The organism is Streptomyces sp. ATCC 21386 (assembly GCF_018728545.1).
Classification (GTDB): domain Bacteria; phylum Actinomycetota; class Actinomycetes; order Streptomycetales; family Streptomycetaceae; genus Streptomyces.
In genome coordinates this window covers 1,358,183-1,374,178 of the sequence record NZ_JAAVVL010000001.1, presented here as the reverse complement: position 1 = coordinate 1,374,178, position 15,996 = coordinate 1,358,183, and the positions used below count along the sequence as shown (strand labels likewise).

The window sequence follows — 15,996 nt, the reverse complement described above, 5'->3', positions numbered from 1 at the left end:
GTCCCGTCGGGGACGATCCGCTACCTGTCCGCCGACCGCTGCCCGGCGGACTGCTGCTCGGTGGACTGCTGCCCGGTGGACTGCTGCCCGGCGGACCGCTTGTCCGTGGGCCGCTCCGGTCCCTTCGCGCCCTTCTTCAGGAAGCCCATGTCCTCGTAGTACGGAGTCTGGAAGCCGAAGGCACCCGCGTTCGCGAGTCCGGTGCGGACGGCGACCAGCTGGGGCCGCTGGTAGAGGGGGATGGACCCGGCGGCGGCCCAGATGCGGGCGTCCGCCTTGCGGATCAGGGAGCGCGTCTTCGCCTCGTCGAGGCTGGCCACGGCCTGGTCGAAGAGCTGGTCGACCCGGTCGGTGCCGACGCGCGTGTAGTTCTGCTCGACGTTCAGCGAGCCGTCGGCGGCGGGCACCGGCTTGGCGTAGATCGGCCGGGCGTCGGTGGCGGGGTAGGCGGAGGTCGGCCAGGAGTACAGCGCGAGGTCGTACTGCCCGTTCGCGATGTGGTCCTTGAAGTAGCTCTCGTCGGCGACCTTGGAGATCTCCGTGCGGATCCCGACGCGGTCCAGCATCGCCGCGATCCGCTCGCCGACGGCCCGCAGCGACTCGGTGCCCGGCCCCGACGGCAGCACGAACCGCAGGGTCAGCAGCTTGCCGTTCTTGGCGAGGGGCCCCTGGGCGGCGTCGGCGGGCGCACGCGTCCCGCGCGGCGCGTACGCGCCGGGCACCCCGCCCGGCCTGAACTGCTTGCCGTCCTGTGCGAGGTTCGCGCCCCGCTCGCCCTCCTTCTCGTCGACGTCGGCGTCGAGGCCGGCGTCGGAGGGCTTGTCGTCCTGGCCGAGGGTGTAGGTGCTCTCGTCCGCGGAGTCCCGGGAGCCCTTCGAGTCCTGGGAGCCCTTGGAGTCCCGGGAGTCCTTGCTCTCCTTGTCCTTGGTGTCCTTGGCGTCCCTGTCCTCGGAGTCCTTGGAGGGCTTGGAGTCCTTGGAGCCGCGCTCCTGCTCGCCCTCCGCTCCGGCCGCCTTCTTGCCGGGCGCGAGGGGGCCGCCCTGTTCCCAGCCGGCGTCGGCGAGGAGGGCGCGCGCCTCGTCGGTGTCCTGGCCGCCGAGAGCGCCGCTGTTGTCCGCGTAGGCGGCCTGGCCGGCGAGGGCGAGGTGGCTGCCGACAGGGACGGCGGGCAGCCCGAGCGGCTTCAGGACGAGCTCGGCGAGCTTCTCCCGGTCGATCGCGCGGGCCACGGCGCGGCGGACCCGCTCGTCGGCGAGAGGGCCGTCGGAACCGTTCAGGGCGAGCTGGGTGTAGGCGGGTTCCAGGGAGCGGCGCACGGTGATGCCGCGCAGGGCGGACTGCTGGGCGGTGTACTCGGCGAGGGCCTGGCGCCGCTTCTTCCGGGCGCCGATCTCGTCCTCGGCGGCCTTCTCGTCCGAGCCGTGCGCGATGGCCCAGGAGCGCAGCGCCTTCGCGGATGCGCGCTGCGCGAGCGGCCCGGCCGCCCCGGTGTCCTTCTTGTCGCGGTGGGCGAGCGTGATCCGCTCGGCCTGGACCGAGTCGACCTCGGCGATGTCGACCTTGTCACCGGCGAGCGCCTCGACCCGCTCGTCGCGCGGCACGGCCCGCAGCACCAGGGTCGAGAGCTTGGCGGTGCGGCCCCACCAGCGGGGGTTGCGGGTGAGGGTGACCTCGCCGCCCTTGCGGTCGATGTCCTTCAGGACGAACGGACCGGCGGTGACCTTGAGCTTCTTGCGGGCGCCGTCGTTGAAGGAGTCCGGGGTGCCCATCACCTGCTTCGGGTACAGCGGGGAGAACAGCGACTTCCAGTCGGCGTACGGACGGGCGAAGGTGACCCGGACCTCCAGGTCGTTCTCGCCGCGTTCGATCTTCTCGATGCGTTCGTACCCGGCGTTCCGGGCCGTCCAGTACGCGGAGTCCTTGCCGGACAGGGCACGCCACTGCGCGGCGAAGTCGGCGGCGCCGATCTCCCGGCCGTCGCTCCACACGGCCTGCTGGTTCAGTTTGTAGAGGACGACCTGCCGGGGCTCGCGTTCGACGACCTTGGCGGACTCGACGTAGTCGGAGTTGAGCTCGGGGCGCCCGCTGGCGTCCAGGCGGTACATCGACGGCAGTACGGCGCCTGCGATCCGCGCGGTGGCCGGGTCGGCGTCCGCCTGGAACGTGTTCAACGTCTCCGGTACGGCGTCCACGGCCCAGCGCAGGGTGCCGCCGTCGGCGACCAGGTTCCGTGCGGCGGGCGCGATGTCCTGCTCGGCGACCGGCCTGCCCGCCGGGTCCTCCTCACCGCATCCGCTCAGCACGGGCATCGTGAGCACGCCGGCGGCGAGGAACACCAGGGAGCGGCGCGGGGCGCGCGGTCGAACGCGGTCGTGGGGAATCGGCGTCATGGCGACCTCCTCGCTCCGCGGTGGGAGTACGGGGACGGGGGTGGCTCTGATCACGTTCGGCGGTATATGGAGCTGATCAGACGGATGCGGCCCACTGAAGAGGACGACGCGGGCGCGGGGCCGCCGACACGACGAGGGGGTGCCGGAACCCACCCGTTTGGCCGCGTCGCCCTCCGGGGGTGCGGCCGGACGGGTGCGTGGTCGGGTGCGGCCCGGTGGGGCTTCTCGCGCAGTTCCCCGCGCCCCTGAAAAGCTGTGGCTGCGCCCCTTGCTTCTCAGGCCCGCAGGGCCTGGGTTTCCAGGGGCGCGGGGAACTGCGCGAGAAGCCCAACGCACCCGCACCCGACAACGCACCCACCCGGCCAACCCCCACCCGCGCAAAAGAAAACCGCAAACCGCTTCCCACCGGCAGGTGTGACGCGCGACACTCGCAGGCGCATGAACGTTGCCGCCTTGGGGCCCACACCCCCTGAAAGCGAGGGCAAGTCATGTCCGTGCACGACGACTTGACGTCGGTCCGGCGCTGCCTGGACGAACTGACCCGGTCCGTACGCCGCCTGGAACAGCAACTCGGCGGCAGCGGCCTGGAGATACGCCGCGTCCGCACCGACGCCGACCATCTGCGCGAGAGCATCGCGCTGCTCGGCGACGCCGCCGCCTCCCTGGCGAAGCCGCGCCGCCCCGACCTCGTCACCATCCCCGACACCCCGTACGACAGCTCCCTGTGGACGGACTCGGACGACGAGGGCCTCGGCTCCCGCGACCGCCGCGCCCCCTGACCGCCGTCGTCCGCCCACCCCCGACAACCAACCCGACCGGGAGTCCCCCGTTGGCCACTGGTACGGAACCACCGGAAACAGAACCCCTTCCACAGCGCGGCGGCGTGCGGACCCGTACGCGCGCCGCGATCTCCGCCCCGCACCTGCGCACCGACCGCTGGTGGCTGGCCCCCGCCGCCACGGCCGCCGGACTGCTCGCCTTCATCGTGTACTCGACCTGGCGGGCCTTCGCGGACGAGCACTACTACGCGGCCCCGTACGTCTCGCCGTTCTACTCACCCTGTCTGGCGGAACGCTGCGAGCCCATGCACGGCGGCCCCAACTGGGAGATCTTCGGCGGCTGGTGGGGCATCTCACCGGCGATCATCATCCTGATCTTCCCGCTCGGCTTCCGCCTGACCTGCTACTATTACCGCAAGGCCTACTACCGGGGCTTCTGGGCGTCCCCGCCCGCCTGCGCCGTGGCCGAGCCGCACAAGAAGTATTCGGGCGAGACCCGCTTCCCGCTGATCCTGCAGAACCTGCACCGGTACTTCTTCTACGCCGCCCTGCTGGTCGCCGGCATCCTCACCTACGACACGGTCCTGGCCTTCCGTGACGAGAACTACGAGTGGGGCCACATGGGCCTCGGCACCCTCGTGTTCCTCGTCAACATCGTGCTGATCTGGGCGTACACCCTCTCCTGCCACTCGTGCCGGCACATCGTCGGCGGCAAGCTCAAGCACTTCTCCAAGCATCCCGTGCGCTACCGGATGTGGCAGTGGGTCGGCCGACTGAACGCCCGTCACATGCTGCTCGCCTGGGCCTCGTTGGTGAGCGTGGCGCTCGCCGACTTCTATGTGTACCTGGTCGCGTCCGGCGCCTTCGACGATCCGAGGTTGTTCTGATGTCCGTGGTCGAGCGACAGGAGTGGGACGTCGTCGTGATCGGCGCCGGCGGCGCCGGACTGCGCGCCGCGATCGAGGCCCGCGAGCGGGGCGCCCGTACGGCCGTGATCTGCAAGTCCCTGTTCGGCAAGGCCCACACGGTGATGGCCGAGGGCGGAATCGCCGCCGCCATGGGCAACGTCAACTCCGGTGACAACTGGCAGGTCCACTTCCGCGACACCATGCGCGGCGGCAAGTTCCTCAACCAGTGGCGGATGGCCGAGCTGCATGCCATGGAGGCCCCCGACCGGGTCTGGGAGCTGGAGACCTGGGGCGCCCTCTTCGACCGTACGAAGGACGGCCGGATCTCGCAGCGCAACTTCGGCGGCCACGAGTACCCGCGCCTCGCCCACGTCGGCGACCGTACGGGCCTGGAGCTGATCCGCACTCTCCAGCAGAAGATCGTCGCCCTCCAGCAGGAGGACCACCGGGAGACGGGCGACTACGAGTCCCGGCTGAAGGTCTTCCAGGAGTGCACGGTCACCCGGGTGCTGAAGGACGGCGACCGGGTCTCCGGGGCGTTCGCGTACGAGCGCGAGTCGGGGCGTTTCTTCGTACTGGAGGCGCCTGCCGTCGTCATCGCCACCGGGGGCATCGGCAAGTCCTTCAAGGTGACGTCGAACTCGTGGGAGTACACGGGCGACGGTCACGCGCTGGCGCTGCTCGCGGGCGCGCCGCTGCTGAACATGGAGTTCGTGCAGTTCCATCCGACGGGCATGGTCTGGCCGCCGTCGGTGAAGGGCATCCTCGTCACGGAGTCGGTGCGCGGCGACGGCGGTGTTCTGCGCAACTCCGAGGGCAAGCGGTTCATGTTCGACTACATCCCGGACGTCTTCAAGGAGAAGTACGCGCAGTCCGAGGAGGAGGGCGACCGCTGGTACGAGGACCCGGACCACAACCGGCGCCCGCCCGAGCTGCTGCCGCGCGACGAGGTGGCGCGGGCCATCAACGCCGAGGTGAAGGCGGGCCGGGGCTCGCCGCACGGCGGGGTCTTCCTGGACGTGTCGACCCGGATGCCGGCGGAGACCATCCGGCGCCGGCTCCCCTCCATGTACCACCAGTTCAAGGAACTGGCGGACGTCGACATCACGGCGGAGGCCATGGAGGTCGGGCCCACCTGTCACTACGTGATGGGCGGGATCGCGGTCGAGTCGGACACGGCGGCGGCCCGCGGGGTACCGGGCCTGTACGCGGCCGGTGAGGTGGCCGGCGGGATGCACGGCTCCAACCGGCTGGGCGGCAACTCCCTCTCCGACCTGCTGGTCTTCGGCCGCCGGGCCGGCCTGCACGCGGCCGAGTACGCGGCGGGCCTGGCCGGTGCGCGCCCCTCGGTGGACGACATCGAGGTCGACACGGCCGCCGCCGAGGCGCTGCGCCCGTTCTCCGCCGAGGGCCCCGCGCCCGGGCAGCCCGAGGCGGCGGGGGGCCTGCCGCAGGAGAACCCGTACACCCTCCACCAGGAACTCCAGCAGGCCATGAACGACCTGGTCGGAATCATCCGCCGCGCGGGCGAGATGGAGCAGGCGCTGGAGCGGCTCGCCGATCTGCGGGTGCGGGCGCGCCGGGCGGGTGTCGAGGGGCACCGGCAGTTCAACCCGGGCTGGCATCTCGCCCTGGACCTGCGGAACATGCTGCTGGTCAGCGAGTGCGTGGCGAGGGCCGCGCTGGAGCGTACGGAGTCCCGGGGCGGCCACACCCGCGAGGACCATCCGACGATGGACCGCGACTGGCGTCGGATCAACCTGCTGTGCCGGCTCACCGATCCGGCGGCCGATCCCGCGGGCGACGCCGTCGCCGGCGCGATCGCCCTCACCCGGGAGACCACCGAACCCATCCGTCCCGACCTGCTCGCCCTCTTCGACAAGGAGGAGCTGGTCAAGTACCTCGCCGAAGGGGAGCTGTACGAGTGAGCAGCTACGAGGCCCGCTTCAAGGTGTGGCGGGGCGATGTCCGGGGCGGCGGCCTGGAGGACTTCGAGGTCGAGGTCAACGATGGCGAGGTGGTGCTGGACATCGTCCACCGCCTCCAGGCCACGCAGGCCCCCGATCTGGCGGTCCGCTGGAACTGCAAGGCGGGCAAGTGCGGTTCGTGCTCGGCGGAGATCAACGGGCGGCCCCGGCTGATGTGCATGACCCGCATGTCGGTGTTCACGCGGGAGGAGACGATCACCATCACCCCCCTGCGCGCCTTCCCCGTGGTCCGCGACCTCGTCACCGATGTCGGCTTCAACTACCAGAAGGCGCGCGAGGTCCCGGCCTTCGTACCGCCCGAGGATCTCGGCCCGGGCGAGTACCGGATGATGCAGGAGGACGTGGACCGCTCGCAGGAGTTCCGCAAGTGCATCGAGTGCTTCCTGTGCCAGGACACCTGCCATGTCGTCCGCGACCACGAGGAGAGCAAGCAGGCGTTCGCCGGTCCCCGCTTCCTGATGCGGGTCGCCGAGCTCGACATGCACCCCCTGGACGCGGCGGCCGACACCGGCCTCGACCGCAAGACGACCGCCCAGGACGAGCACGGCCTCGGCTACTGCAACATCACCAAGTGCTGCACGGAGGTCTGCCCCGAGGGCATCAAGATCACCGACAACGCGCTGATCCCGCTGAAGGAGCGGGCGGCGGACCGCAAGTACGACCCGCTGGTGTGGCTGGGCTCGAAGATCAGGAGGCGCTCCTCGACGGGGTGAGGCCCCCGGCCGGGCGGGCGGCACCCCGCCCGCCGCACCCGGGCGGCTCCCCCGCTCCGGCCCACCCCGCTCGCGGGCGCCCGGTACCGGTCATACGCTCCCGAATGTGACGTCGCGTCTGAGAAGGAGCCGAGCGCGCGGGGCCACGTCCCAGATAGCCGTGCGCGTGGCCCACACCGCGTTCGGAGGGCTCGTGGCCCTGGCGTGGCTGCTGCTGCCCACGGCGACGCGGACGGCCGCGGAGGGGCGCCCCACCGGCCCGCACGCCCCCGACGGGTCCGTGGCCCGGGTCATGGGGCCACCCGTCGGCGAGTGGCCCGCGGCTGCCGCGCCCGGTCGGCTCGTCGTGGCCCCGGCCCCGGCCCCCGACGGCGACGGGAGCGCGGCTCCGGCCGACGACAGCTCCGGCTCGGATCTGATCCTGCCGGTGGCGGCCGCGGGCACGGCCGTCGCCGTCGCCACGTACTCCCTCGTACGGCGCAGGCGCCGCGCCCGGCTGCGCACGACCCCGACCGGCGTCTACGAACCTCCCACCACCCCCCTGTCCGATGTGCACAGCCGCGCCCGACGCCTGCTCGTCGAGACCGACGACAGCGTCCGCACCAGCACCGAGGAACTCGGTTTCGCGGCGGCCCGCCCGGGCCGGCCCCCCACCGAGCCGCTCGGGAAGGATCCGACGGGACACGACGAGACCGAGCCGCCCCCGGAGCGCGCGCCGGAGCGCGGGGCCGCCGGACCGCACACGGAAGGCACCGCGGACCGCGACGGTGCCGAAACCCCTTCAGCGGGCTCCTCCGGCCACAACGACGACGCGGACGGGCCCAACATCGACGCGCCGGACACGGGGAAGCGGGACACGGACTCCCCGGACGCGGATGCCCCCGACACGGACGCCCCAGACACGGGAAGGCCCGGCGCCGACGCCCCGGACGCCCCCGGCGGACCCCGCCAGGCAGAACCCTCCGCAGCCACTCCCGGCGGGCCCCACCGAGCAACACCACCGGCGGTCGGCCCCAGCCGGCCCCGCACACCGAAACCGTTCGTGCTCGATCCGGCTCAGCCCTTCGCGGAGACGCCCGCGGCGCGGGACGCGGTGCGGCCGTTCGTGGAGGCGTTGGCGGACGCACGGGGGGAACTGGTGGCCGCGTTCGGGGCGGGCCTGCGGCTGGACGAGGAGGGCGGCTCGCTGACGCCCGAGGAGGAGCGAGCGCTGCTGGAGGAGATCCTCACCCGGTGCACCACGGCACAGCGGCGACTCGACACGGCCACCCCCGCCTTCGATCAACTCCGTTCCCTGGAGCGGGACATCAATCCCGCCCTGGAGCACGCGGAAGCCCGCTTCCGTGAGCTGACCGGCCGTACCGCGACCGCGTCCACCACCCTCACCGCCCTCCGCGACACCTACGTCCCAGCCGCCTCCCTCCCCGTCACCGGCCACGTCGAGCAGGCCAAGGACCGCCTGGTCTTCGCCACCACGGAACTGAACCGGGCCCGTCAGTCCGCCTACCCCGGCGACCTGGAGACCGCGGCCGTCCACCTGCGGGCCGCCGAGGGCGCGATCGACCAGGCGGACCTGTTCGTGACCGGAGTCGAGCGGCTCGCCGCGGAGCTGGCCCGCGCCACCGAGCTCGCGGAGCAGGGTGCGCCCCGCACAGGCCCGTACGACGACCCCCTCGACGTACTGCGCAGCCAGAGCCGCTGGCGGCTGCCGTCCCGCAGCACCGTCGCGGCCACGGCCGACTTCATCACCACCCACCGGGCGGCGGTGGGCGTACGGGCCAGGATCCGGCTGTCGGAGGCGGAACGGCACCTGGGACTGGACGACGGCGACGCCGAGAACTCCGACCACGCCCGGCGCGCGGACACCCTCGCCCGGGAGGCCCGCGACCTGGCCGAGCAGGACGTACGCGCCTACGGCAACCCGTACGGCGGCCCGGTCGGTGACGGCCTCGCCGGCGCCCTCCTGGGCGGCATCATCCTCGGCGAGCCCTCCGACGTCACCGGCCGAACGGACCTACGGGGCCCCGCCTGCTACGGCGGCACGGCCACCCGCGCCCGCAGAGCGAGGAGCGGCCGGTTCTGAACAGCCGGACCACACCCGCGCCCCAGTCCTAGAACAGGCTCAGCAACGCCTCCGCCGGATCCGTCAGCCCGTGCTCCCCACCCGGCAACGGCAGTTCGAACCACACCGTCTTGCCGCGAGGCGTCCGGCGCGAGCCCCACGCGGCGGAGAGCAGCCCGACCAGCTGCAACCCGCGTCCGCCCTCGTCCGTGTCCCGCGCACGACGCCGGCGTGGCTGCACGAGCCCGGCGTCCCACACCTCGCACACCAGCGTCCGATCCAGCAGCAGCCGCAGCCGTATCTCGCCCTCGCCGTACCGCAGCGCGTTGGTGACCAGCTCGCTGACCAGCAGTTCCGCCGTGTCGACGAGCGGCTCCAGATCCCACGCCAGCAGCCGGCCGCGCGCGTACTCGCGGGCGCGGCCCACACTGCGGGGCTCACGCGGCAGGGTCCAGTCGCCGACGGAGTCCTCCGGCAGCCCCTGCACCCGGGCCATCAGCAGCGCGATGTCGTCCTCGCCGTGGTGGGTGTCGAGGGTGTTGAGGACGTGGTCGCACACGTCCTCCAGGGACCGCGGCGTGTCCGCGCGGAGCGTGGTCGGCGGCTGTCCGGGGTCGGTGAGCGCGCCGACGAACGCCTGGAGCCCCTCGTCGAGGGGGTGGTCGCGGGATTCGACCAGTCCATCCGTGTAGAGCGCCAACAGTGCCCCTTCGGGCAGTTCGACCTCCACCTCCTCGAACGGTTCGCCGCCGACGCCGAGCGGCATGCCGGGCGGCACGTCGAGCATCAGCGCGCTCTCGCCCGGCTCGACCAGCACCGGCGGCAGATGGCCGGCGTTGGCGAAGGTGCAGCGACGGGTCACCGAGTCGTAGACGGCGTAGACGCACGTCGCGAGGTAGACCTCGGAGAGGTCCTTGTCGTGGGGCCGGCTGGCGGCGGTGCGGGAGGCCGACTGGACGCCGCCGGGGGTGCCGAGGCCCCGGGCGATCTCGTCGAGCGCCGAGAGGACCTCGGCGGGCTCCAGGTCCAGCAGGGCCAACGTGCGTACGGCCGTACGAAGTTCGCCCATGGCCACCGCTGCCCGCAGTCCGCGGCCCATCACGTCGCCGACGACGAGTGCCGTGCGGTGACCGGGGAGTTCGATGACGTCGAACCAGTCGCCGCCGACCTCGGTGGCCGCGTTGCCGGGCAGATAGCGGCAGGCGATGTCGAGCCCGGATGCCTCGGGGTCGCCGGGCGGCAGCAGGGAGCGCTGCAGGATGAGGGCGCGTTCGTGTTCGCGGCGGTAGAGACGCGCGTTGTCGATGCAGACGGCGGCACGCGCGGCCAGTTCGACGGCGAGGCCCCGGTCGCGTTCCCCGAACGGTTCGCTGCCCTTGGTCCGCGAGAACTGCACGAGTCCGACGACGGTGTCGTGCGCGACCATCGGCACGGCGAGCGTCGACTGGATCAGGTTGCCCTCCTCGGGCACCTGTTGGGGGCGGGCGGTGCGCAGGGCGTCCGCGCAGGGCGAGTTGAACGGATAGTGGTGGACGGCGCCGACCCTGACGGGGGCGGGTCCGCCGACGAAGGGCGCGTCGGAGACGGCGCTGGAGAAGGCGACCCGGCGCAACTCGGCGCTGCCGTCGGCGAGTCCGGGCGGTGTCTCGTCTCCCACCAGCAGGCCCTGGTAGAGGTCGACGGTGGCCAGGTCGCAGAAGCCGGGGACGACGACGTCGAGGAGTTCGCGGGCGGTGGTCTCCAGATCGAGGGAGTTGCCGATGCGTGTGCCGGCCTCGTTGAGGAGGGCGAGATTCCGCCGGGCGGCGGCCGCTTCACGGGCGGCGGAGCGGCGGGCCGTGATGTCGGTGGCGAGCCAGGCGATGCCGATGGGGCGGCCGGTGCCGCTGTGCACGCGGAAGAGGTTGATGGACCAGTGGCGGCGCTCTTCGGAGCCGGGCACGAAGCCGGTGATGTGCATGTCCGTGATCGAGTCGCCGGTCTCCATGACGCGCCGCAGGGTCGCCTCGACCCGCTCGGCCTCCGGGGACTGCAGATAGTCGTGGACACCTCGGCCCCGGTGGTCGTCGACCTCGCCACCGTAGATGGAGGCGAAACGCCGGTTGGCGCGCCTGACCCGGAGATCGGTGTCTATCAGAAGGAACCCGAACGGAGATTGGCCGAATATGGCCTGCGAGGCGGCAAGGTCGGTCTCTATCCGGCGCAGGGTCCGGACGTCCACGACGATGCACACGGCGGCCCGTTCGCCGCCGTCCGCGGTCGTGGGCATCACATAGACCTCGGCGAGCCCCTCCTCCCCGCCGGGGCCCGGCATACGGAAGGGGACGACCCCGGTCCACTCGCGGCCGTCGAGGACCTCGGCCATCTTCCGCTGGCCCTCCGCACGCCGATCGGGGTCGACGAAGGCCTCGATGGGGTCCATCCCCACGGCCCGTTCCGCCGAGATACCGAACAACTGCTCGGCCCGCAGGCTCCACTGGTCGACGAGTCCGTCGGGACCGATCGAGAACGAGGCGACCTTGATGTAGTCGTAGATGGACCCGGGCGGGCTGGTCTGCCACATCGGGTCACCGACCGCGTGACCACCCATGAAACCCGGAGCGTCAGCGGATCCGACCGTCCCGTCGGCGGATCCGACCGCCCCCTGGACGGGTTCTGTCGCCCCGTCGGTCGAGCCGTCCGCCCCGCCGGCGGACGCGGCCGCCGTACTGTCGCGTGCGGCGCCGCTGTCGCGGGTGGCTCCGCCCAGGCCGGAATCGTCTGCGGCCTCGGGCCTCGCGCGGTCCGACGGGTTCCCTGACCCCGTGGACTTCGTGGCCTTCGCTGGTATCTCGCTCACGCGAACCGTCCCCTCCAGCTCACCGCGTCCGGCTTCGGTCACCAGGGGCGGCTGCCCGCAGTATCCAGCACTACGGCGCCGCACAACACGGTGTTCACGATCACAGCACGGTCCCGATCGTTTTTGGACCGGCTGCGACATACTCCCAACTCTTCTAACCAGGCGTTGCCCCCTCGAACCAAAGACCCCTGCCAGCGCTACTGGCTTGAACCAGTCGGTCGCACGCGCGCCCCCGGGAGCCGCCCCCTCCCCCCGGCCGTACGCCGTGAACCCCCGCCGTGCACCCGCCCCATCGCCCTGTACGTCGACGGGGTCGCTCAGCCGGGAACCGCCAGCTCGAACCAGACCGTCTTGCCCGCCTCCCCGGGGCGGGTACCCCAGGCTCGCGAGGAACAGGCCACCAACTGCAGGCCCCGGCCGCTCTCGTCGTCGACATCGGCCGCGCGTTCGCGTGGTGGATCGGGCAACGGGTCGGAGACCTCGACCAGGAGCGTCCCGGAGGGGTCGGTGGGACGCACGAGCCGCACTCCGATGGGTCCCGTCGCGTGCCGCAGCGCGTTGGTCACCAGCTCGCTCACCAACAGGGCCGTGATGTCCGCGAGCACTTCGAGCCCCCACTCGCGCAGCCGCGCCCGCACCACCGCACGAGCGTCCCGCACCGCCCCCGGCTGCGCAGGGAAGGTCCATTCGGCGCAGTCGTCTCCGCTGTCGATCACGCCGATCACTTCCCAGTCCAGAAGCAGACCCTGTCCGGTTTCATGGGGTTAATGGGCACATACCCGATATCGAGGCCGGAGTACCGCGCACGAGGGCGCACTGTGGCACGAACGGCGTAGGGGCGACAAGCCGCAACCGTCGGCTCAGCCCTTCGGGAGTGCGGGGAAGTGCGCGAACGGGGTCCGGGGCAGAGCCCCGAGTCCTCGACGCCGCCGAAGCCGGGGCGGAAGGGGCGGGGTCACACTCCCCCGTCGCCCCAAGCCAGCCGCGCGGCCTCCATCACCGCCGGTACGTCCTGGTCCAGCCAGTCGACGTCCCACACCTCGTCCGCGGTGAGCCAACGCAGCTCGTCATGGTCCTCCAGCGCCCGAGGCTCACCGGACAGCAGATGCGCGATCCACACCCTCAGCACATAGCCCGGCCGCACCACCCACTCGCCGGGCACCCGCTCCGCGGACTTCGCCTCGACTCCCAACTCCTCGCGCAGCTCACGCACGAGCGCCTGCTCGGGAGACTCGTCGGGCTCCACCTTGCCGCCCGGCAGCTCCCACCGTCCGGCCAGCTCAGGCGGTGCGCTGCGGCGCGCGGCGAGCAGTCGGCCGCCGCTCAGCAGAGCGGCGCCCACCACCACGATCGGTTCGGTCATGCGCGGGAGCCTACGGGAGCGGACACGGACGCCGGGCGGGGTGCGTCACTTGCTCCCACTCATCCCGTTCTGACTGCTCTGCCCGATACGTTCGACCCAGTAGAGCTGCTTGTGGCCGCGGTCGTCGAGACTGTCCGCGATCTTCTGCGCCTCGGCGCGCGTCGCGTACCTGCCGACCCGGTAGCGATTGCCGTTGTCGTCCTGCCGTATGACGAGCCAGGGAAGAGTGATCGTGCCGTCGTTCATCGACCCCCACCGCTCCTTCCCGCCCCGGCCCCTCCAGGTCCCGCCCCCGGATGTCGCCGCGCCCCGCCACCTAAGGAAACCGCAATCCGCATATGCCCGAGCGTACGCCTAACCTTCACACAGCGAATCCGACTTCTCACAAAGAGGTACGCAACCAGCCAGGGCGAGGGGGGCGCACCCCGTCGAACGCGCCGCCGATCACCACCCGCGCGCCCCCCAACGCTCCGACGAGCAGCGGTCCCGCGCCCTTCGCCCGAAACGGGCACCTACCGGGCGCCATGACATCCCGCCGCCGAGAACGACCGAATTCGAACTACGTTCGGACGGTTCCCCCGCGGCTGCGACGGTCTCAACTTCCCTCCGGCAAGGGCCACTTGACCCATGCCCGCGTCACCGCCCGTTACACACGGATTCCGCCGGATTCCCGAACGGACCGCCCTCCGGCCTCACTTCACCGGCAGGTGGTACGCCACCTGGTAACGGTCCGCCGGCACCACCACGTCCGCCGTCTCCACCGGGCGCCCCGAGGCGAAGTAGGTGCGGTGGACGACCAGGACGACATGCCCGGGGACACCACCGAGGGCGAGCAGCTCGTCGGCCAGGCCCGGACGGGCACCGACCTCCTCGGTGACGTTGTCCACGACCACGTCGATGGCGGCCATGCGCTCGACGACCCCCATACCGCCCAGGGGGCCCTCCTCAGGAAGCATCACGGGGGTGCGGCCGGTGAGGGCGAGGGGCTCCCAGGAGGTGGAGAGCATCATCGTCTCGCCCGCGTCCCGGAAGGTGTACCTGGTGCACATCACGCGGTCGCCGGGCTGGATCGCGAGCCGCTCGGCGACCGTGGGTCCCGCCTCCACCTGCTCGCTGCGCGACTCCCAGGTGCCGCGCGCCGCGGCGTCGGCCTGCTCCTGCCGGAAGGGGGTGGCGCCCCCGGCGGGCCGGAACCCGGAGCGGGCGACCCGGCGCGGCACCGGCCGCTCTCGCACATACGTGCCCGACCCGGAACGACCTTCCACCAGCCCCTCGGCCATGAGGACCTTGCGGGCCTCCAGCGCGACCGTGTCCGAGACGCCGTACTCCTCGCGAATACGGGCCTGCGAGGGGAGGCGGGTGTGCGGCGGCAGCGATCCGTTCACGATCTTCCTGCGGAGATCACCCGCGACACGCAAGTACGCCGGCTGCTCACCGAAAGTCACTGGCCGCTCCCATCTGGATGTACAGACAGCAACAGCCTGGCAACCGTGGGTTCAGCCATGCAAGCAAAGGCCAGAGAATCACTCGATGTGATGACATGCACCCGGGAAGGGCTTTACGCAGGCACTTTCTCCCCACTATGGGTGCGATCACACCTCGGCGCCGGGCCCGTCCTCGCCGTCGCCCTCGCCGGTGTCCTCGTCGTCGTACGTGGGCGGTGCGGTGGCCAGCCCCAGAGCCTTGCGTGCGGTGATGGCCTTCGTGCCGTCGGTCTGTCGGTGCGCGTCGTCCCAGCGATCGGTGAACTCCTCGGCGTCGCTCGCCTCGTGCGCCGCCTCCCACGCCTCGCGCGCCTCGTCCAGCGCCTGGGCGTAGTCGCTGACCTCCTGCTCGGCACCGGGCTCCCAGTCGTGCGCGCGCAGGGCGCGTGCCTGCCGCTCCAGGGCGTCGACGACCTGCGTCGCCCACTCCTTGTGTCCGGCCAGGTCGTCCTCGACGTACTCCGCCTCAGGCATCGCGTCGAAAGCGCCGTTCAGGATCGCGTCGGCCTCCAGGAAGGCGAGCTGGTCGTCGTCGAGGGTCGTCCGGTCCTGCCGCAGCGAGCCCCTCAGGTGGGCCTTCGGGTCGACGTTGCCGAACATGCAGGTGATCTCGCGGTCGCCGTAACGCCAGCTCTCCCGCGTGGGCGTGAAGTAGTAGACGTCGACGTCGGCCGGGAGCGCCCAGGTGTCCATCGCGTACGCCTCCGAGTACGCGTAGCACCGCTCGTCGGCGGCATCGACGACGGCGTCGTCGCCCGGGAAGTCACGGCCGCCGTCCGGCATCGCGAAGGAGGCGAAAACCTCGGCGTCGTGCGCACCGTCGCACGGCACGATGTCGACGTCGTACGCGTACCCCTCCAGGGAGCCGCTGCGCGAGTCGAAGCACTCGCCCTTCGCCACGGAGAACGTGCCACCCGCGCCGCTCGCCGCGGAGCGCAAGCCCTCATACGCGTCGCGCGCGCCGCCGGTCGTGAAGGCGAGGGTCATCAGCAGCGCGCCCACCGTCGACAGCCCGATTCCGGCCACCGCCATGCCCTTGCCGCGTTCCCCCTTCTTCCTGATCTGCGCCAGCGCGACGACGCCCAGGACCAGCCCGATCCCCGGCAGGAAGCAGAGCACCCCGAGCACGAGCGCGGCGATCGCGACCCCGTTGACGGGCGGGGTGGGCGCCCACGCGGGATTCGGCTGCCCCCAGGCCCGACCCCAGGGCTCGGCGGCCGCCCCGTACGGAGACGGCTGACCGGCCCCCGGCTGCGGCTGCCCCGGCGGCGGGAACGGGCCACCTCCGTGCGGCGGCTGGGGCCCGAGGGGCGGGGGTGTGGCCACGGGTGCGGGTACTCCTTGCGGTGCGCAGAGAGGAACTGACGTACGACTGGGCGCATGGTAAGCGGGTGCCGGGCGCCTTGAACACGCCGGGGCGCACCCCGGGCTGCGCCCAGCGGGCCGGCGGCGCTCGCAGCCCCTCCCGGC

The 15,996-nt window shown here is 72.0% G+C and carries 12 protein-coding genes; 5 read left to right on the top strand and 7 right to left on the bottom strand.

The features are described from left to right. Window positions 1–20: 20 nt before the first annotated feature. On the bottom strand, window positions 21–2,390 hold the full coding sequence (locus GWK25_RS06025) for an ABC transporter family substrate-binding protein (protein ID WP_215448824.1): 2,370 nt from the start codon (window positions 2,388–2,390) through the stop codon (window positions 21–23). A gap of 488 nt (window positions 2,391–2,878) precedes the next feature. Between GWK25_RS06025 and GWK25_RS06020 the strand changes: the two genes are divergently transcribed. The 5 genes from GWK25_RS06020 (at window position 2,879) to GWK25_RS06000 (ending at window position 8,861) form a co-directional block, all read left to right on the top strand. After that, a complete protein-coding gene (locus GWK25_RS06020; RefSeq protein WP_215448823.1) occupies window positions 2,879–3,169 on the top strand; it encodes a hypothetical protein in 291 nt (96 codons plus the stop codon). Between the two features lie 50 nt (window positions 3,170–3,219). Continuing rightward, entirely contained in the window at window positions 3,220–4,056 is an 837-nt protein-coding gene (locus GWK25_RS06015) for a hypothetical protein (protein ID WP_215448822.1), read from the top strand. After that, on the top strand, window positions 4,056–6,005 hold the full coding sequence (locus GWK25_RS06010; protein WP_215448821.1) for a fumarate reductase/succinate dehydrogenase flavoprotein subunit: 1,950 nt from the start codon (window positions 4,056–4,058) through the stop codon (window positions 6,003–6,005). The genes GWK25_RS06015 and GWK25_RS06010 overlap by 1 nt, the downstream gene beginning before the upstream one ends. Beyond that, window positions 6,002–6,778, top strand: a complete 777-nt coding sequence (locus tag GWK25_RS06005; protein ID WP_215448820.1) for a succinate dehydrogenase/fumarate reductase iron-sulfur subunit — start codon at window positions 6,002–6,004, stop codon at window positions 6,776–6,778. The genes GWK25_RS06010 and GWK25_RS06005 overlap by 4 nt, the downstream gene beginning before the upstream one ends. Before the next feature lie 106 nt (window positions 6,779–6,884). Beyond that, window positions 6,885–8,861: a hypothetical protein gene (locus GWK25_RS06000; RefSeq protein ID WP_308404181.1), complete on the top strand. Its 1,977-nt coding sequence runs from the start codon at window positions 6,885–6,887 to the stop codon at window positions 8,859–8,861. A gap of 28 nt (window positions 8,862–8,889) precedes the next feature. Here GWK25_RS06000 and GWK25_RS05995 read toward each other — a convergent pair whose 3' ends face one another. The 6 genes from GWK25_RS05995 to GWK25_RS05970 all read right to left on the bottom strand — a co-directional run bounded on the left by GWK25_RS05995 (window position 8,890) and on the right by GWK25_RS05970 (window position 15,852). Continuing rightward, complete coding sequence (locus GWK25_RS05995; protein WP_374105846.1) at window positions 8,890–11,679, bottom strand: SpoIIE family protein phosphatase; 2,790 nt, start codon at window positions 11,677–11,679, stop codon at window positions 8,890–8,892. Window positions 11,680–11,996: 317 nt separating this feature from the next. Continuing rightward, on the bottom strand, window positions 11,997–12,404 hold the full coding sequence (locus GWK25_RS05990) for an ATP-binding protein (protein WP_215448819.1): 408 nt from the start codon (window positions 12,402–12,404) through the stop codon (window positions 11,997–11,999). Window positions 12,405–12,634: 230 nt separating this feature from the next. Beyond that, entirely contained in the window at window positions 12,635–13,042 is a 408-nt protein-coding gene (locus GWK25_RS05985; protein ID WP_215448818.1) for a (deoxy)nucleoside triphosphate pyrophosphohydrolase, read from the bottom strand. 45 nt (window positions 13,043–13,087) lie between these two features. Then, window positions 13,088–13,288 (bottom strand): SPOR domain-containing protein, encoded by a 201-nt coding sequence (locus GWK25_RS05980; protein WP_215448817.1) that lies wholly within the window; start codon window positions 13,286–13,288, stop codon window positions 13,088–13,090. A gap of 446 nt (window positions 13,289–13,734) precedes the next feature. Continuing rightward, window positions 13,735–14,487 carry a GntR family transcriptional regulator gene (locus GWK25_RS05975; RefSeq protein WP_215448816.1) on the bottom strand — a complete coding sequence of 251 codons (753 nt, stop codon included), beginning with the start codon at window positions 14,485–14,487 and terminating at the stop codon, window positions 13,735–13,737. Window positions 14,488–14,634: 147 nt separating this feature from the next. Then, a complete protein-coding gene (locus tag GWK25_RS05970; RefSeq protein ID WP_215448815.1) occupies window positions 14,635–15,852 on the bottom strand; it encodes a DUF4190 domain-containing protein in 1,218 nt (405 codons plus the stop codon). Between the last annotated feature and the right edge of the window lie 144 nt (window positions 15,853–15,996).